Origin of the sequence: Streptomyces sp. NPDC056948, assembly GCF_042674225.1 — a bacterium.
GTDB classification, from domain to species: Bacteria; Actinomycetota; Actinomycetes; order Streptomycetales; family Streptomycetaceae; genus Streptomyces; species Streptomyces purpurascens.
In genome coordinates, this window is sequence record NZ_JBHUQX010000172.1 from 1 (window position 1) to 18,396 (window position 18,396).

Sequence of the window (18,396 nt, forward strand, 5' to 3'; positions counted from 1 at the left end):
CCTCACGCATCAGCGTGTGCCGAAGGCTAGACGTACCGCTCCAGGATCGACGACTCCGCCAGCCGCGACAGGCCCTCCCGCACGCTGCGCGCCCGGGCCTCACCCACGCCGTCCACCGTCTGGAGGTCGTCGACGCTCGCGGCGAGCAGCTTCTGCAGGCCGCCGAAGTGCTCCACCAGACGGTCGATGATCGCGCCGGGGAGCCGGGGCACCTTGGCGAGGAGGCGGAAGCCGCGCGGGGACACCGCCGAGTCCAGCGTCTCGGGCGAGCCCGTGTAACCCAGCGCCCGGGCCACGATGGGCAGTTCGAGCAGCTCGGCGTGGGTGAGGGCGTCGAGCTCGGCCAGGGCCTCGTCGACCGTGCGGGACCGCTTGGCCGTCGGCTCGGGGACGTAGTCCCGGACGACCAGCTCGCGCTCGGGCTCCACACCGGCGATCAGCTCGTCTAGCTGGAGGGCCAGCAGGCGCCCGTCCGTGCCCAGCTCCACCACGTACTCGGCGATCTCCGTGGCGATGCGGCGCACCATCTCCAGGCGCTGGGCGACCGCCGAGACGTCCCGGACGGTCACCAGGTCCTCGATCTCCAGCGCCGACAGCGTGCCCGCGACCTCGTCGAGGCGGAGCTTGTAGCGCTCCAGGGTGGCGAGGGCCTGGTTGGCGCGGGACAGGATCGCCGCCGAGTCCTCCAGGACACGGCGCTGGCCGTCGACGTACAGGGCGATCAGCCGCATCGACTGGGACACCGAGACCACCGGGAAGCCGACCTGCCTGCTGACGCGGTCCGCGGTGCGGTGCCGGGTGCCGGTCTCCTCCGTGGGGATCGTCGGGTCCGGGACGAGCTGCACGCCCGCGCGCAGGATCTTCGACAGGTCCGAGGACAGCACGATGCCGCCGTCCAGCTTGCACAGCTCACGCAGACGGGTCGCGGTGAACTCGACGTCCAGCACGAAACCGCCGCTGCACAGCGTCTCGACCGTCTTGTCGGAGCCCAGCACGATGAGACCGCCGGTGTTGCCCCGGAGCACGCGCTCCAGGCCGTCACGCAGGGCGGTTCCCGGTGCCACGGCGCTCAGTGAAGCGCGCATCAGGCCATCGGTACCGGCACTCCCACCGGATTTTCCGGGAGCTGCTGCCCGGTCGTTGGCTGCCACTGCACTCCTCCGGTCGCAGGTTCTGGGGCGCCCCGTGTCGCACACTTGGTTCGCACGGACGGGCGAGACCTGGGCAAAGTCTACCGGCGACCCTCCTCGTCCTGTGGGGCCTCTCTGCGACGGGAGCGGGGAAGGACCCGCAGCGCGTCCCCTATGTCCGAGACTTCCAGAACCTTCATACCCGCGGGGATCTTGCCCGGGTCGCCCGGTACCAGGGCGTGTGTGAAGCCCAGACGGTGGGCTTCCGCCAGCCTGCGCTGCACACCCGTGACCCGTCTCACCTCGCCCGCGAGGCCGACTTCCCCGATAGCGACCAGGTTCTTGGGGAGAGGTGTGTCACTCGCCGCGCTCGCCAGGGCGAGGGCGACGGCGAGGTCCGCCGCGGGCTCCGAGAGCTTCACGCCGCCGACCGTCGCGGAGTAGATGTCCCGCTTGCCCAAGGCGCTGATCCGGCCGCGCTGTTCCAGCACCGCCAGCATCATCGAGACCCGGGAGGTCTCCAGGCCCGAGGTGGTGCGGCGCGGGGAGGGGATCTGCGAGTCGACCGTGAGCGCCTGGACCTCGGCGACCAGCGGGCGGCGGCCCTCCAGGGTGACGGTCAGGCAGGTGCCCGGGACCGGTTCGGCCCGACGCGTCAGGAAAAGTCCACTGGGGTCCGCGAGGCCCGTGATGCCCTCGTCGTGCAGTTCGAAGCAGCCGACCTCGTCGGTGGTGCCGTAGCGGTTCTTGACGCCTCGCACCAGGCGGAGGCGGGCGTGCCGGTCGCCCTCGAAGTGCAGGACCACGTCCACGAGGTGTTCCAGCAGGCGCGGGCCGGCGATGGCGCCGTCCTTGGTGACATGGCCCACGAGCAGGGTGGACATGCCGCGTTCCTTCGACGCCCGGATCAGGGCGCCCGCGACCTCCCGCACCTGGGCCATGCCGCCGGGCGCGCCGTCGATCTCCGGAGAGGCCACCGTCTGCACCGAGTCCAGGATCAGCAGCGACGGCTTCACCGCGTCCAAGTGGCCCAGCACCGCCGCCAGATCCGTCTCGGCGGCCAGGTACAGATGGTCGTCGATGGCCTTGATGCGGTCGGCGCGCAGCCGGACCTGGCTCGCCGACTCCTCGCCCGTGACGTACAGGGTGCGGTGCTCGTCGCTCGCCGACTTGGCCGCCACGTCGAGCAGGAGCGTCGACTTGCCGACGCCCGGCTCGCCCGCGACCAGCACCACCGCGCCGGGGACCAGTCCGCCGCCGAGCACGCGGTCCAGCTCGGGCACGCCGGTGGAGCGGGCCGTCGCCCGGCGGACGTCCACCTGGCCGATGGGCACGGCGGAGGTGGTGACCCTGCCCGGTGTCGTCGTACGGACCGCGGGCGTGCCGTACTCCTCGACCGTCCCCCAGGCCTGGCACTCGGGGCAGCGGCCGAGCCACTTCGCCGTCTGCCACCCGCACTCCGTGCAGCGGTAGGACGGGCGGTCCTTGGTGGTCTTCGTACGGGCAGCCATGGGCGAAACCGTAGCCGCAGGCACTGACACCGTGGGGACCGGAGGGCGCGGCCGGCTGCGCGCCAGGGCCCCGCCACCCCGCGCCAGCGGCGGAACAACTGGTTCCTGTCCCCTATTGAGGGATCGTTTCACCCGTACGGATTAAATGTGCTCAAGCCGCCGGAAGGTAACACTCCCGGCCCCCTACGGTCGCCGAATGACGAGCAGTACGCCGGAGATCTCGACCCGCTCGGCCGGCGCCCACCGGGCGCACCGGGAAGCGCGTGACCGCGGTGCGGCGCGCACGCTGGTGCAGCGGCCGCCCGCGCGCTACGAGCCCTACCTGGACGGCCTGTTCACCTACTGCCTGTCCGTGCTGTGCGACCACGACGCCGCGACCGCCGCCCTGGGCGACGTCCTCGCGCTCGCCGAACGCCGCGGCCGGCACGTCCCCGCGGCGCCCGCGGACCGCAGGGCCTGGCTGTACGCGCTGGCCCGCTGGGCGTGCCTGCGGGGGCTGGCCGAGGCCAAGCAGAAACGTACGAGCAGCCACGCGGCGGGCCGCACGCGGCCCGCCGACCCCCCGGCCCCGGCCCTCTCCGAGGAGGTCCAGGAGCGGCGTCGCGGCGAACTGGCCCTGCTGGCCTGGCCGGAGGCCGCCGGCACCACCCCGGAGCAGCGGGAGGCGCTCGAACTGGCCGTGCGCCACCACCTCGCCGCCCACGAGGTCGCCGCCGTCCTCGGCATGGACCTCGCCGCCACCCGCGATCTGCTCGCGTCCGCCGCCTGCGAGGTCGAACGCACGCGTGCGGCCCTCGCCGTGGTCGAGACCGGGGCGTGTCCGAGCGTCGCCCACCTCGTCGGCGACGACCGGCTCGTGCTCGGCACGGCCCTGCGCCGCGAACTCGTCCGGCACGTCGACGACTGCCCGCGCTGCCGCCGCACCGCCGAGCGCGCCATCCCCGGCCGCTGGCCCGGCACCAGCGTCACACCCGCCGCGCTGCCCGTCCTGCCCGCGCCCCTCGCGGCCTTGCACGTCGCCATGGCCCACCAGCCACGCGCACGGGGCGCCGCACCGCGCTTCGACCGGCGCGGCTACCCGATGGACCCCAAGGACCGCGCCGCCCGAAGGGACCGTCTCCGCGCGCGTGCCGTCACCACCACCGTCGTCGCCACCGTCGTGGCCGCCCCCGTGCTCGCCCTGTGGGCCGCCTACCGGGGCACCCCCGTGGGCGAGGGCCAGGACGGCCGCTCCGCCTCCGCGCTCGAGGTGGACGACCCGCTCGGCCTGGACGGGGAGATGGCGGGCGGCGGCTACGAGAACACCGGCAACGCGAGCACCAGACCCGGCCCCCGCTTCGGCAAGAACGGCAAGGCCGACGTGTCCGTGGAGGTCATCGGCGTCGCCGCCGCCGGCCGCGAGAGCGCGCTGGACGTCACGGCGGACAACACGGGCGACACCACCCTGATCACCCTCGCCGCCACGGGCTCGGCCCCGGTCCGCTGGTCCGCCTCCACGGGAGCCGACTGGCTCTACCTCAGCCAGTCCTCGGGAACGCTCCGGCCCGGCGAGTCGTTGACGATCAAGGTGTACGTCGACCATCTGCGTGAGCCGTCCGGCCCCTGGCACGCGCAGGTGGCGGTCGCACCCGTCGGCGCCGTCGTCCACATCGCGGGCTTCGGCACCGCGCCGACCCCGTCCGATCCCGGCCCCGGCCCGGACCCCCGCCCCAGCAGCCCGCCCCCGACCCGGCCCGACCCGACGCCCACGACCTCGGCGCCGGACCCCGACCCGACGCCGACCACCCCGCCCCCGTCACCCGACCCGGACCCCACGCCGACGGCCCCGGACCCGACGGACTCGGGGCCCCCGCCCTCGGAGGGCGACGACCCGAGCCCGGCCACGGCATAGACGCAGGTCAGCCCACCGGATCCGCCGGATGCGGTGCCAGCAACGGAAGCTGCGAGGCCAGCCGCTCCTCGCACAGCTCGACCAGCCGGTCGTAGCCGGCCTTGCCCATCAGCTCGATCAGCTCCGGCCGGTAGGAGACGTACACCGGGTCGCCCGCGCCGTGCGCCGAGGTCGCCGATGTGCACCACCAGTGCAGGTCGTGGCCGCCCGGACCCCAGCCGCGGCGGTCGTACTCACCGATCGACACCTGCAGCACCCGCGTGTCGTCGGGCCGGTCGATCCACTCGTACGTCCGCCGCACCGGCAGTTGCCAGCACACGTCCGGCTTGGTCTCCAGCGGCTCGCGGCCCTCCTTCAGGGCGAGGATGTGCAGCGAGCAGCCCGCGCCGCCCGGGAAGCCGGGCCGGTTCTGGAAGATGCACGACCCCTGGAAGGGGCGCGTCTGCCGGTCGCCGTCCTCGTCCTCGGAGACCCAGCCGCTGCTCGTGCCCTCGGCGTGGTTCTGCCAGATGTCCGGCGTGAGCCTCGCCACATGCCCGGCGACCCGCTTCTCGTCGTCCTCGTCGGAGAAGTGGGCACCCAGCGTGCAGCACCCGTCGTCCGCGCGGCCGGCCTGGATGCCCTGGCAGCCGCTGCCGAAGATGCAGTTCCAGCGAGAGGTCAGCCATGTCAGATCGCAGCGGAAGACCTGCTCGTCGTCCGCCGGATCAGGAAACTCCACCCACGCGCGGGCGAAGTCGAGGCCCTTTTCGTCGGACACCGCGGCACCCGATGATTTGTCGCGTTTCGCCTTTTTCGTCTTTGGCACATGTCCAGGGTACGGGCCTTGTACCCACACCGAGGACGGCGGACGGCACGGCTGGCAGTAGCGTTCCGTACATGAGACTCGGTGTCCTCGACGTGGGATCGAACACGGTGCATCTGCTCGTGGTGGACGCGCATCCCGGCGCGTGCCCGTTGCCCGCGCACTCGCACAAGGCGGAACTGCGCCTCGCCCAGCTCCTCGACGACGACGGCGCGATCGGCCCGCACGGCGTCGACCAACTGGTCTCGGTCGTCCAGGAGGCGCTCCAGGCCGCCGAGGACAAGGGCGTCGAGGATCTGCTGCCGTTCGCCACCTCCGCCGTACGCGAGGCCCGCAACGCCGATGACGTCCTCGCGCGCGTGCGCGCCGAGACCGGCGTCGAGCTCCAGGTCCTCACCGGCGCGGAGGAGGCCCGCCTCACGTTCCTCGCCGCCCGCCGCTGGTTCGGCTGGTCGGCCGGAAAACTGCTGGTCCTGGACATCGGCGGCGGTTCCCTCGAGATCGCCTACGGCATCGACGAGGAGCCCGACGCGGCCGTCTCGCTGCCGCTGGGCGCCGGCCGCCTCACCTCCGGCTGGCTGCCCGGGGACCCGCCCTCCCAGGACGACGTCCGCGCCCTGCGCCGCCATGTGCGCACCGAGATCGCCCGCACGGTCGGCGAGTTCAGCCGCATCGGTTCCCCCGACCACGTCGTGGCCACGTCCAAGACCTTCAAGCAACTGGCCCGCATCGCCGGCGCCGCCCGCTCCGCCGAGGGCCCCTACGTCCAGCGCGAACTCAAGCGGGAGTCCCTGGAGGCCTGGGTCCCGAGGCTGGCCGGCATGACGGAGGCGGAACGGGCCGAGCTGCCGGGCGTCTCGGAGGGCCGGGCGAACCAGCTCCTGGCCGGCGCCCTGGTCGCCGAGGGCGCGCTGGACCTGTTCGGCGTCGAGCGGGTGGAAATCTGCCCGTGGGCGCTGCGCGAGGGCGTGATCCTGCGGCGCCTGGACCACATGGAGTCCGTGTAAGAGAACTGGGAAGGACATGCACCCCCGCCGTGGCAAACACCACAACGGCGAAGAGGCCCCCCGCCCCGCCCCGACCACACCCCGTAATCTGTCCTGCATGGCAGAGCCAGCCGTGAAGATCCCGGACGCGAAGGTCGCCCTGTCGACGGCCTCGGTCTACCCGGAGTCGACGGCCACGGCCTTCGAGATCGCCGCACGCCTCGGCTACGACGGAGTCGAGGTCATGGTCTGGACGGACCCCGTGAGCCAGGACATCGAGGCCCTGCGCAGACTCAGCGACTACCACCAGATCCCCGTCCTGGCCGTGCACGCCCCCTGCCTGCTCATCACGCAGCGCGTCTGGTCCACCGACCCCTGGACCAAGCTCCAGCGGGCTCGCGCGGCGGCCGAGAAGCTCGACGCGAGCGCCGTCGTCGTGCACCCGCCCTTCCGCTGGCAGCGCCAGTACGCCAGGGACTTCGTCGCCGGCATCTGGCGCATGGCGAACGAGACGGACGTGCGGTTCGCCGTGGAGAACATGTACCCCTGGCGCTACCGCGACCGCGAGATGCTCGCGTACGCCCCCGACTGGGACGTGACGAAGGACGACTACCGGCACTTCACGATCGACCTCAGCCACACGGCGACGGCCCGCTCCGACGCCCTGGACATGGTCGACCGCATGGGGGACCGCCTCGGCCACGTCCACCTCGCCGACGGCAGGGGATCGGCCAAGGACGAGCACCTGGTGCCCGGCCGAGGCACCCAGCCCTGCGCCGAGGTGCTGGAGCGGCTCGCCCTGACCGGCTTCGACGGGCACGTCGTCATCGAGGTCAACACCCGCCGCGCCATGTCGAGCGCGGAGCGGGAGGCCGACCTGGCGGAGGCGCTGGCCTTCACGCGCCTGCACCTGGCCTCGGCGGTGAAGGTGCCGCGACGATGAACGACCGGCCCTCGGACGGGCCCCCGGCCGGAACCGGCACAGGAACCGGCACCACCGCCCGCCGCCGGGGCCGCCCCCCGCGCGCGGAGTCGGCCGACACCCGGGACCGCATCCTGACCGCCGCCCGCGAGGAGTTCTCCGAGCGCGGCTACGAGAAGACGTCCGTGCGCGGCATCGCCAAGGCGGCCGGGGTCGACCCGGCGCTCGTGCACCACTACTTCGGGACGAAGGAGCAGGTCTTCGAGGCGGCGATCACCCAGTCCTTCGCCCCCGCCATGGAGGCACCGAAAGCCATCGAGGAGGGCCCGCTCGACGGCGTGGGGGAGCGCCTGGTCCGCTTCTTCTTCGGCATCTGGGAGAACCCGGCGACCCGCGCGCCCTTGCTCGCCATCGTCCGCTCCGCCGTCACCAACGAGACCGCCGCGGCCGTCTTCCGCCGGATCGTCGCCACCCAGGTGCTGCGCCGCATCGCCGGCCGCCTGGACCTGCCGGACGCCGAACTGCGCGCCGAGCTCGCCGCCGCCCAGCTCGTGGGCACGGCCATGCTGCGCTACGTCATCAAGGTCGAACCCCTGGCCTCGGCGGACCCGGAGCAGATCATCGCGCGGCTGGCACCCGTCGTACAGGGCCATCTCACCGGACCCTGACCTGCCGAAGACAGCCGTCGACCGAGACAGTCATCCCGCATTTCGGACACGCCGTCCCGCCCTCTGGATGACCGGCGTACGCTCGTAGCAGTCAGAAATCTCCGAATCCTCTGACGCCGTCTCTGAAGGAGCGAGCGACGATGCCCGAGCTGAGGTCCCGCACAGTCACCCACGGCCGGAACATGGCGGGCGCCCGCGCCCTTATGCGGGCCTCCGGTGTACCGGGTGCGGACATCGGCCGCAAGCCGATCATCGCGGTCGCCAACAGCTTCACCGAGTTCGTGCCGGGCCACACCCACCTCCAGCCGGTCGGCCGGATCGTCAGCGAGGCGATCGTCGAGGCCGGCGGCATCCCGCGCGAGTTCAACACCATCGCGGTGGACGACGGCATCGCCATGGGCCACGGCGGCATGCTGTACAGCCTCCCCTCCCGGGACCTCATCGCGGACTCGGTCGAGTACATGGTCGAGGCCCACTGCGCCGACGCCCTGATCTGCATCTCCAACTGCGACAAGATCACCCCGGGCATGCTGAACGCGGCTCTCCGCCTCGACATCCCCACGGTCTTCGTCTCCGGCGGCCCGATGGAGTCCGGCCGCGCCACGCTGGTCGACGGCACGGTCCGCACGCTCGACCTGGTCGACGCGATCTCCGACGCCGTGAACGACAAGATCTCGGACGAGGACATCCTCCGTATCGAGGAGAACGCCTGTCCGACCTGCGGCTCGTGTTCCGGCATGTTCACCGCCAACTCGATGAACTGCCTCACCGAGGCCATCGGCCTCTCCCTCCCGGGCAACGGCTCGGTCCTGGCCACGCACACCGCGCGCAAGCAGCTCTACGTCGACGCCGCGAACACGGTCATGGACATCACCCGCCGCTACTACGAGCAGGACGACGACACAGTCCTGCCGCGCAACGTCGCCACCATCGCGGCGTTCGAGAACGCGATGGCCCTCGACATCGCCATGGGCGGCTCGACCAACACGATCCTGCACCTGCTGGCCGCGGCCCAGGAGGCCGGCGTCCCCTTCGGCCTGGAGGAGATCAACGAGGTCTCCCGCCGCGTGCCCTGCCTCGCCAAGGTCGCCCCGAACGTCGCGAAGAACCGCACGTACTACATGGAGGACGTCCACCGCGCCGGCGGCATCCCCGCCCTCCTAGGCGAGCTGCACCGCGGCGGCCTGCTCAACGAGGACGTGCACTCGGTCCACAGCCCGACCCTGGCCGACTGGCTGAAGACCTGGGACGTGCGCGGCGGCTCCCCGTCCCCCGAGGCCCTCGAGCTGTGGCACGCGGCCCCCGGCTGCGTCCGCTCCGCCGAGGCCTTCTCCCAGTCCGAGCGCTGGGAGGCCCTCGACGAGGACGCGGAGGGCGGCTGCATCCGCTCCGTCGAGCACGCGTACTCCAAGGACGGCGGCCTCGCGGTCCTCAAGGGCAACCTCGCGGTCGACGGCTGCGTGGTGAAGACGGCCGGCGTCGACGAGTCGATCTGGACCTTCGAGGGCCCGGCGGTCGTCTGCGAGTCGCAGGAGGAGGCCGTCGAGAAGATCCTGCTGAAACAGATCACGGAAGGCGACGTCGTCGTCATCCGCTACGAGGGCCCCAAGGGCGGCCCCGGCATGCAGGAGATGCTCTACCCGACCTCGTACCTGAAGGGCCGCGGCCTCGGCAAGGCCTGTGCCCTGATCACCGACGGCCGCTTCTCCGGCGGCACGTCCGGCCTGTCCATCGGGCACGCCTCGCCCGAGGCGGCCGGCGGCGGCACCATCGCCCTCGTCGAGGACGGCGACCGCATCCGCATCGACATCCCGAACCGCACCATCGAGCTCCTCGTCGACGACGCCGAACTGGCCCGCCGCGAGAAGGCGCTGAACGGCGTCTACGCCCCGAAGAACCGCGACCGCAAGGTCTCCGCCGCCCTGCGCGCCTACGCCGCGATGGCGACCAGCGCGGACAAGGGCGCGGTCCGGGACGTGTCGAAGCTCGGCTGAGCACTCTCTCGAAGGGGCCGTCTCAGGGAGGCGGCCCCTTTCCCGTATCCGCTACCAGGCGGACGGATCACGCCCGTCCACGGCGAAGACGCTGCCGTCCGGAGCACCGGCGTAGACATGGTCGTCCACGAGCAGGGGCGTGGGCAGCGACGCCGGAACCCGGTCCGACTGCGCCGCCAGCCGAGGAGACGTCTGCCCGACGAGCTTCCCGCGCCGCGCGTCGACCGCGAGCAGCCGGCCGTCCGGCGTGGTGACGTACACATGCCGGTCGTCGGCGACGGGCATGGACCCCCGGGCCACACCGGTCTGCAGGCTCCACAACTGCTTGCGCGCCTCCAGATCGACAGCGACCAGCCCCCCGCCCTCCGCCATCAGATGAACGACGTCCCCGCGCACACTGCCCTGGACCCCCTGCAACGGGATACGCAACGGCACGCGCTCGGTCGTACGCCCCTCCGGGCTGTACCGCACCAAGGCCCGCGCCTCCCCGCGCACGGCATCGACCGAGACGAACACGACCGCCCCGTCCTCGCTCCCGATCGGCTCCAACGCCCCTTCCAGCCGCGCGTCCCACCGCACCTCGCCCGAGCCCGGGTCCACCGCCGTGACCGTCGTACCGGCCCCATCACCGGACACGGTCGCCGCGTACGCCAGCGGATCACCCGGGAACGACACGAAGTACGGCACGTCCTGCCCCGGAATCCGCTGACTCCACTTCACGTCCCCGGAGGCACTGTCCACACCGGTGACCGTGCCGTCGGCCGCGGTGAGCAGCACCATCCCGCCCACCGCCTGCACCCCGCCCGACATGGACATGGCCTGCCGCCGCACGACATCCCCCGAGTCCGGATCCAGCGCGGTCAGCCGCTGCCCGTGGCCGAGCCCGCCCAGCACCAGGTCACCCGACACGACCGGAGCCTCACTCGGCGGCCCGTCGGCGGCGATCCCCTCCAGCGGGTACTTCCACAGCAGACGCCCGTCGGCGGGATCGAGAGCGAAGACCAGCCCGGTCTGCGCGCAGAGCAACTTCCCGGCCGCGTAGGAACACAGCGGAGTGCCCGTCCTGGACAACGGCGCAGCCGCCCACGCCGTGAAGGCGGCAGCCGTGGTCCGCGGTGCGCTGACCGCGGGCGCCGGAGCGGGACCACCCCCGACGAGAGGCACCGCCGCCAGCGCGCCGACGACGGCCAGCCCCAGGGCACCGGCCCCGAGAGCGGCACGCTTGCCGAGGCGCAGCCTGGACCGACGCGGGGCCTCGACGGCCGGCGGCTCACCCGCACTCGGCGTCTCCTCCACGCGCTGCGCAGGTATGAACACCTGCGTGTCGTACGAGGCGGCCACCGACCGCAGTTCCCGCATCAACTCGTCGGGCGAGGGCCGGTCCTCGGGCTCCTTGGCGAGACACCGCAGCACCAGCGGCGCCAGCTGTTCCGGTACGCCGTCCAGCTCGGGCTCGTCATGCACCACCTGGTAGGCGACGACGTAAGGACTGTCGGAGTCGAACGGCCCCCGCCCCGTAGCCGCGTGCACCATCACAGACCCGAGCGCGAAGACATCGGCGGCGGGCCCCACTTCCCTGGGCCGCCGGAACTGCTCGGGCGCCATGAACGGCGGCGTACCGATCAGCTTCCCGGTCTCGGTCCGCAACTCGCTGTCCTTTGGCCGGGAAATGCCGAAGTCGATGACCTTCGGCCCGTCCTCGGCGAGCAGGACATTGCTCGGCTTCAGGTCCCGGTGCACGACCCCGACCCGATGGATGTCGCGCAGCGCCTCAGCGAGCCCGGCCATCAGCCGCCGCAACTGCGCAGGAGCCAAGGGCCCGTTCCGCTTCACCTCCTGGGCCAGCGTCGGACCCGGGATGAACAGCGTGGCCATCCAGGGCCGCCCGGCCTCGGGATCGGCATCCACAACAGGCGCGGTGAAGGCCCCGCTCACCCGCCGGGCCGCAGCCACCTCCTGCCGGAAACGCCCTCTGAACTCGGGGTCCTCGGCGAACTGCGCGTGCACGACCTTCACGGCCACCTTCATCCCGGAGGTGCTCCGGGCCAGATGCACGACACCCATGCCGCCCGAACCCAGACGCTCCTCGAGCCGGTAGTGACCGGCATGTTCAGGAAGTTCCGCTTCCGGGCCCGCTCCGGCGTTTCCCTGCGCCGCCATGGAACCACCCCCGTGCTGTTCGTCCGCGCGCGCGACGCACGGAGCCTAGTCGATGACTCGTTCGGGACAGAGGCGGCTTGCTAGCCTCCGCTGGCGAATCATGCACAAGTGTTTGATGGCGTGATTCAGGGGAATCAACGGGACCCCATGGCTGCCATGGGGTCAACGGGGGAGGTTTTTCATGTCTGTAGAGCCTGTCGAACAGGTGAAGCGCAGTACCGGCATGCCGGTGGTCACCACACTGGCCGCCGCGGCCACGTACTACTCGGTCGCACCCGGCATCCGTCTCAACGTCCGCAGCGGCCCCGGCACCGGCTACCCGATCGTCAGGACCCTGTCGGAAGGCGCCCGGGTCGCCATCCACTGCCAGACACCCGGCACCCGCGTCACGGGTCCGTACGGCACGACGACCATCTGGGACAACATCGCGAGCGGCCAGTACATCTCGGACGCCTACGTGAACACAGGCAGCGACGGCTACATCCGCCCCCGCTGCTCCTGATCCGCACCACACGGCCACGGGCGGCCCACCCCCACTGCGGGCCGCCCGCGGCTGGGGCGACTGAGCGGAACCACCGCGCAGCCGCACCCGCGCACGGCGAGAAGGGGCCGTGTCGGGGGGTGTCCGCCCGCAGCGGTTGGCGCGTCAACGAACAGTCAGTCGATACGCAACCCCATCGCGCCGTTCCGAGGACGGACACCCCCCGACACGGCCCCGACCCACCACCACCGCGCAGGCACGACGCGCCCCCCCCCCCAAAGCCGCACAGGCCGCCGCAGGCCCCCCGCAGCCAAGCGCGATAATCGCCCCGTGAGCGCAGAAAACGGCACCCCGCCCCCCGGCCCGAGCCCCGACCCCATCCGCTTCTTCGGCACGACCTGGCTGAACCACGACAACGGCTACACCCCCCGCCGCATAGCCGTGGCCGTCGGCTCACTGGCCACCGCGGCCGCAGCCTGCCTGGTCCTCCGCCTCGCCTACCAGGGCCTCCAGATCGCCGCGATCGGCAGCTTCGTGTCGCTCCTCATGATCGTGATGTTCGCGATCTGCAGCGCGATGGCCTTCCGCCACACCTGGGACGGCTTCACCCGACGCCCCGACCCCGACCGCCAGGCATCCCTCCGCGGCCTCCTGACCATCGGCTTCGTCGGCTCACTCCTCGCGTACTTCTTCCGCTCCCTCACCGAGGCCCCCGGCGAGAAGCTCCACCGCGAGGAGTACGAGACAGCCCGCAAGCGACACGAGAAGGGCACCACCCGCCGCTCGGGCAACCCCTCGAAGAAGCGCCGATAACCGGCCGCCTCTCACCGAAATCTCACCGCACCCCACCCCCACCCCCGGCCACCATGGCCGTATGACCACACCTCCCTCCGCCCACCACCCCACCGGAGCCGACACCACCACGGAACCCCACCCCACCCGAACCGCCCGAGCCCACTCCTTCAACACCGCAGCAGCCCAATACGCGGCCAACCGCCCCTCCTACCCCCCAGCCCTCTTCGACGCGATAGAAGACCTGGCCGGCCACCCCCTCCCCGGCTCCCGCGTCGCAGACATCGGCGCAGGCACGGGCATAGCCACCGCCCTCCTGAACGCCCGAGGCGCGGACGTCATCGCGGTGGAGCCCGGCAACGGCATGGCGGCGCAATTCCGCCGCACCCTCCCCGCCATCCCGATCATCCGCGGCACCGGCGACGACCTCCCCCTCGCCACCGCCTCCCTCGACTTCGTCACCTACGCCCAGGCCTGGCACTGGACCGACCCGGCCCGAGCCGTCCCGGAGGCCCTCCGCGTCCTGCGCCCCGGCGGCGCGCTCGCCCTCTGGTGGAACACCGACGCCCTCGACGTGCCCTGGATCGCCGAGGCCGCCGCCCGCACAGCGCGCCACTTCGACATCGACATCTCCGCCGAGAAGCGGAACGTCAACGCCCGCGCCGCCGACCCCACCGGCCGCCTCGCCTTCACCCGCCGCACGGTCCGCTGGAGCCGCCGCGTCCCGGTCGACACCCACCTCGCCAACCTCGCCAGCCACTCGGTCTTCCTGGTCCACGACGCGGAACACACCGAGTCCTTCCTCGCCGCGGAACGCGAGCACCTGCTCAGGGCCTTCCCGGACGGTTCCGTCGAGGAGGTCTACGAGGTGGTCCTCCTGCTCGCGAAGACCCCGGCCTGACTCCTGCTTGACGCACCCCGCAGCCGGGAGCATTATTCATCACATGATGAATAATGCTCCCGGCCCACCACGCCCCGACACCGACATCGAACCCACGACCGCGACCCCGGCCGTACAGGCCAAAAACCTCACCGTCGCCCGCGGCCCCCGCACGGTCCTGCGAGCCCTCGGCTTCACCGTCCCCCGCGGCCAGATCACCGGCCTGCTCGGCCCCTCCGGCTGCGGCAAGTCGACCCTCATGCGCTCCATCGTCGGCACCCAGGCCAAGGTCACCGGCACCCTCGACGTCCTCGGCCGCCCCGCCGGCCACCCCACCCTGCGCACCCGCATCGGCTACGTCACCCAGGCCCCGTCGGTCTACGACGACCTGACCGTCCGCCAGAACCTCGACTACTTCGCCGCGATCCTCGACCCCGGCCGATCCGCCGCCGACCGCCGCCACGGCAACGTCACCCGCGCCACCGCCGACGTCGACCTCACCACCCACGCCGACGTCCTGGCCGGCAACCTCTCCGGCGGCCAGCGCAGCCGCGTCTCCCTGGCCGTCGCCCTCCTCGGCACCCCCGAACTCCTGGTCCTCGACGAACCGACCGTCGGCCTCGACCCGGTCCTGCGCCGCGACCTCTGGAACCTCTTCCACGACATCGCGGCAAGCCGCGGCGCGACCCTCCTCGTCTCCTCCCACGTCATGGACGAGGCCGAGCGCTGCCACCGCCTCCTCCTCATGCGCGAGGGCGAGCTCCTCGCCGACGACACCCCCGACGCCCTGCGCACCGCCACCGGCGCCGAGACGGTCGAGGAGGCCTTCCTGCACCTGGTGGACGAAGCGAAGGCGGCAGCCCGCCCGAAGGAGACGACACGATGACGACCCCCCGCACCACAACCGTCACCCCCACCCCACCGAACACCCCACCGAACACCTCACCGAAAGCCCTGAGCGCGGCCCGCACCACCGCCACCACCACCCGCGTCCTGCGCCAGCTCACCCACGACCCGCGCACCATCGCGCTCCTGATCCTCATCCCCTGCGTGATGCTGCTCCTGCTCCGCTACGTCTTCGACGCGAACCCCCGCACCTTCGACAGCATCGGCGCGTCCCTCCTCGGGATCTTCCCGCTGATCACGATGTTCCTGGTGACCTCCATCGCCACCCTGCGCGAACGCACCTCGGGCACCCTCGAACGCCTCCTCGCCATGCCCCTGGGCAAAGGCGACCTGATCGCCGGCTACGCCCTCGCCTTCGGCACCCTCGCGATCATCCAGTCCGCCCTGGCCACGGGCCTCGCGGTCTGGTTCCTCGGCCTCGACGTCACCGGCAGCCCCTGGCTCCTGCTCCTGGTGGCCCTCCTCGACGCCCTCCTCGGCACGGCCCTGGGCCTCTTCGTCTCGGCCTTCGCGGCCTCGGAATTCCAGGCGGTCCAGTTCATGCCGGCGGTGATCTTCCCCCAGCTCCTCCTCTGCGGCCTGTTCACCCCGCGCGACAACATGCACCCGGTCCTGGAGACCATCTCCGACGTCCTCCCCATGTCGTACGCCGTGGACGGCATGAACGAGGTCCTCCACCACACCGACATGACGGCCACGTTCGTACGCGACGCCCTGATCGTGGCGGGCTGCGCCCTCCTGGTCCTGGCCCTGGGCGCGGCGACCATGCGACGCAGGACGGCCTGAGCCGGGCCACCCGACATCCCGCCCACCGGACACGCGAGCCACCCCGCCCTCCCCGGTGCGACGATGGACACCGGACGACGCACCCTCGGAGGCACCCCGCGCCATGACCCAGAAAGTCGCAGTCCTCGGCACCGGCAAGATCGGCGAAGCCCTGCTCAGCGGAATGATCCGCGCCGGCTGGAACCCGGCCGACCTCCTGGTCACCGCCCGCCGCCCGGAACGAGCCGAAGAACTCCGCACCCGCTACGGCGTCACCCCGGTCACCAACCCGGAAGCCGCGAAGACCGCCGACACCCTGATCCTCACGGTCAAACCGCAGGACATGGGCACGCTCCTCGACGAACTCGCCCCCCACGTCCCCGCCGACCGCCTGGTCATCAGCGGCGCCGCCGGCATCCCCACGGCGTACTTCGAGGAGCGCCTCGCCACCGACACCCCGGTCGTCCGCGTCATGACGAACACCCCCGCCCTGGTCGACGAGGCGATGTCCGTCATCTCCGCCGGCACCCACGCCACCGCCGACCACCTCGCCCACACCGAGGAGATCTTCGGCGCCGTCGGCAAGACGCTCCGCGTCCCGGAGTCGCAGCAGGACGCCTGCACCGCCCTCTCCGGCTCCGGCCCGGCCTACTTCTTCTACCTGGTCGAAGCCATGACCGACGCCGGCATCCTCCTCGGCCTGCCGCGCGACAAGGCCCACGACCTGATCGTCCAGTCCGCCATCGGCGCCGCGACGATGCTCCGCGACAGCGGCGAGCACCCGGTCAAGCTCCGCGAGAACGTCACGTCCCCCGCCGGCACGACGATCAACGCCATCCGCGAACTCGAGAGCCACGGCGTACGAGCCGCCCTCATCGCCGCCCTCGAAGCCGCCCGCGACCGCAGCCGCGCCCTGGCCTCCGGCAACAACAGCTGAGCACCCGGGGGCGGGCCGATCACCCGCCCCCGTCGCGCATCACACCGTCAGCACGGCACCGGCCTCAGCCACCTCCGGCACGGCCGGCAGCAACCCGATCGCGCTGTAGGCGGCATCCACAGTCGGCCGAGCCATCCCCCGCGCCCGCTCCGCCCCGTCCCGCAGCACGCGCTCCACATACCCGGGATCCGCACACAACTCCTTGTGCCTCTCCTGCATTGGCCGAAGCGCCTCGACCACAGCCTCGGCGGTGTCCTTCTTCAGATCCCCGTACGACGGATACGCACCGGCCAGCTCCTCAGGACTCCCACCCGAGCACGCGGCGAGAATCTCCAGCAGATTGGCGAGCCCCGGCCGGGCCTCCGGGTCGTACACGACCTCCCGCCCGCTGTCGGTCACCGCCCGCATGACCTTCTTCCGCACCACGTCCGGCTCGTCCAGCAGATAGACGATCCCCGGCCCGACGTCGTCGCTCTTGCCCATCTTCGACATCGGATCCTGCAGATTCATCACCCGGGCCGCGACCTCAGGACGCGTGGCCCTGGGCACCACGAACGTATGCCCGTACCGCTGGTTGAACCGCACGGCGATATCCCGCGCGAGCTCCACATGCTGCCGCTGGTCGTCCCCGACCGGCACCTCATCGGCCCCGTAGGCCAGGATGTCCGCCGCCATCAGCACGGGGTAGGTCAGCAGCGACAGCCGCACACTCCCACCCCGCCGCTGCTCCCGCGCGGCCTTCTCCTTGTACTGGATCATCCGCCGCATCTCACCGTCGGTGGCCACGCATTCCAGCACGTACGACAGCCGAGCGTGCTCGTCCACATGACTCTGCACGAACACCGTGCAGACCTCCGGATCCAGCCCGGACGCCAGCAGCAACGTCGCCGCCTGCCGACTCAGCCGGCGCACCCGCGCCGGATCATGTTCCACGGTCAACGCGTGCAGATCGACGACGCAGAACAAGGCATCGGCCTCGTGCTGGTCGACGGCAGCCCACCGCCGCATGGCTCCCAGATAGTTCCCCAGCGTCAGATGCCCTGTCGGCTTGACCCCGCTGAAGACCCGTGTCATCTCTCCTCCACCTCCTGGCCGGGACCGCCGCCCCGGGCGGCCGTCCCTCGGTGGTTCGGAGGGAGAAACAAGAACGGCCGCCGAAGCGGCGGCCGTTGAATGCATACGTGAGAACGGCCGCCGTCAGGCGGCCCACCACAGCTGGGTACACGTACGCGTCGTCATGCGTCCCAGACTACGCCTCGGGAGTGCCGCCCGTACCTGAGTTGACACGCCCAGACCCGATCCGTAGTGTTCTCCGAGTTGCCCGACGTGAGCGCCGACTCCGGTCGGTCCCCGGGCAGCCACTCCGCAAGTACCAACCACTCTTCGACGCGCAGTACTCCTGTCGTCGTTTCATTGGTATGCGTATTTACGGAATGAGGAATCCCCGTTCGAAAGGACGCGGCCCCCGATTGGCTCGGGAGCCGGGGAATCCGCTAAAGTCTCACTCGTCGGAACGGCCCAACAGCCGCAAAGACAACCCCCACTGACTGGGGATCAGGGCCGAAAGG

The 18,396-nt window shown here is 71.6% G+C and carries 16 protein-coding genes; 11 read left to right on the plus strand and 5 right to left on the minus strand.

From position 1 onward, the window contains the following. Positions 1-26: 26 nt before the first annotated feature. Together disA and radA are read right to left on the minus strand one after the other, a co-directional pair. Positions 27-1,151, minus strand: a complete 1,125-nt coding sequence (disA, locus tag ACFTZL_RS22460; protein ID WP_382585555.1) for a DNA integrity scanning diadenylate cyclase DisA — start codon at positions 1,149-1,151, stop codon at positions 27-29. Positions 1,152-1,231: 80 nt separating this feature from the next. After that, complete coding sequence (gene radA / locus ACFTZL_RS22465; protein WP_382585558.1) at positions 1,232-2,641, minus strand: DNA repair protein RadA; 1,410 nt, start codon at positions 2,639-2,641, stop codon at positions 1,232-1,234. Between the two features lie 196 nt (positions 2,642-2,837). On the opposite strand from radA, the gene ACFTZL_RS22470 reads away from it, so the two are divergent. Next, positions 2,838-4,532: a hypothetical protein gene (locus ACFTZL_RS22470; protein ID WP_382585561.1), complete on the plus strand. Its 1,695-nt coding sequence runs from the start codon at positions 2,838-2,840 to the stop codon at positions 4,530-4,532. A gap of 7 nt (positions 4,533-4,539) precedes the next feature. On the opposite strand, the gene ACFTZL_RS22475 is transcribed toward ACFTZL_RS22470, so the two are convergent. Further along, positions 4,540-5,340 (minus strand): hypothetical protein, encoded by an 801-nt coding sequence (locus ACFTZL_RS22475; RefSeq protein ID WP_382585564.1) that lies wholly within the window; start codon positions 5,338-5,340, stop codon positions 4,540-4,542. Between the two features lie 71 nt (positions 5,341-5,411). On the opposite strand from ACFTZL_RS22475, the gene ACFTZL_RS22480 reads away from it, so the two are divergent. The 4 genes from ACFTZL_RS22480 to ilvD all read left to right on the plus strand — a co-directional run bounded on the left by ACFTZL_RS22480 (position 5,412) and on the right by ilvD (position 9,907). Next, positions 5,412-6,344, plus strand: a complete 933-nt coding sequence (locus tag ACFTZL_RS22480) for a Ppx/GppA family phosphatase (RefSeq protein ID WP_382585567.1) — start codon at positions 5,412-5,414, stop codon at positions 6,342-6,344. 97 nt (positions 6,345-6,441) lie between these two features. After that, positions 6,442-7,266 (plus strand): sugar phosphate isomerase/epimerase family protein, encoded by an 825-nt coding sequence (locus ACFTZL_RS22485; RefSeq protein ID WP_382585570.1) that lies wholly within the window; start codon positions 6,442-6,444, stop codon positions 7,264-7,266. After that, entirely contained in the window at positions 7,263-7,913 is a 651-nt protein-coding gene (locus tag ACFTZL_RS22490; RefSeq protein WP_382585573.1) for a TetR family transcriptional regulator, read from the plus strand. Before ACFTZL_RS22485 ends, ACFTZL_RS22490 begins: the two co-directional genes overlap by 4 nt. A 140-nt stretch (positions 7,914-8,053) precedes the next feature. After that, positions 8,054-9,907, plus strand: coding sequence for a dihydroxy-acid dehydratase (gene ilvD, locus ACFTZL_RS22495; protein WP_382585576.1), 1,854 nt, complete (start codon positions 8,054-8,056; stop codon positions 9,905-9,907). Positions 9,908-9,958: 51 nt separating this feature from the next. On the opposite strand, the gene ACFTZL_RS22500 is transcribed toward ilvD, so the two are convergent. After that, positions 9,959-12,067: a PQQ-binding-like beta-propeller repeat protein gene (locus ACFTZL_RS22500; RefSeq protein WP_382585580.1), complete on the minus strand. Its 2,109-nt coding sequence runs from the start codon at positions 12,065-12,067 to the stop codon at positions 9,959-9,961. 181 nt (positions 12,068-12,248) lie between these two features. Here ACFTZL_RS22500 and ACFTZL_RS22505 point away from each other — a divergent pair, with 181 nt between their 5' ends. From ACFTZL_RS22505 to proC, 6 genes are all read left to right on the plus strand, one after another. Next, entirely contained in the window at positions 12,249-12,569 is a 321-nt protein-coding gene (locus ACFTZL_RS22505; RefSeq protein WP_382585583.1) for an SH3 domain-containing protein, read from the plus strand. Positions 12,570-12,878: 309 nt separating this feature from the next. Then, complete coding sequence (locus ACFTZL_RS22510; RefSeq protein ID WP_382585586.1) at positions 12,879-13,361, plus strand: EamA/RhaT family transporter; 483 nt, start codon at positions 12,879-12,881, stop codon at positions 13,359-13,361. Between the two features lie 61 nt (positions 13,362-13,422). After that, positions 13,423-14,241, plus strand: a complete 819-nt coding sequence (locus ACFTZL_RS22515) for a class I SAM-dependent methyltransferase (RefSeq protein WP_382585588.1) — start codon at positions 13,423-13,425, stop codon at positions 14,239-14,241. A 43-nt stretch (positions 14,242-14,284) separates the two neighbouring features. Then, positions 14,285-15,106, plus strand: coding sequence for an ABC transporter ATP-binding protein (locus ACFTZL_RS22520; RefSeq protein ID WP_382585591.1), 822 nt, complete (start codon positions 14,285-14,287; stop codon positions 15,104-15,106). Beyond that, entirely contained in the window at positions 15,103-15,912 is an 810-nt protein-coding gene (locus ACFTZL_RS22525) for an ABC transporter permease (protein ID WP_382585594.1), read from the plus strand. Before ACFTZL_RS22520 ends, ACFTZL_RS22525 begins: the two co-directional genes overlap by 4 nt. Before the next feature lie 103 nt (positions 15,913-16,015). Then, positions 16,016-16,828, plus strand: a complete 813-nt coding sequence (gene proC, locus ACFTZL_RS22530; RefSeq protein WP_382585597.1) for a pyrroline-5-carboxylate reductase — start codon at positions 16,016-16,018, stop codon at positions 16,826-16,828. A gap of 39 nt (positions 16,829-16,867) precedes the next feature. On the opposite strand, the gene trpS is transcribed toward proC, so the two are convergent. Next, on the minus strand, positions 16,868-17,902 hold the full coding sequence (gene trpS / locus ACFTZL_RS22535; RefSeq protein WP_382585600.1) for a tryptophan--tRNA ligase: 1,035 nt from the start codon (positions 17,900-17,902) through the stop codon (positions 16,868-16,870). Positions 17,903-18,396 lie beyond the last annotated feature (494 nt).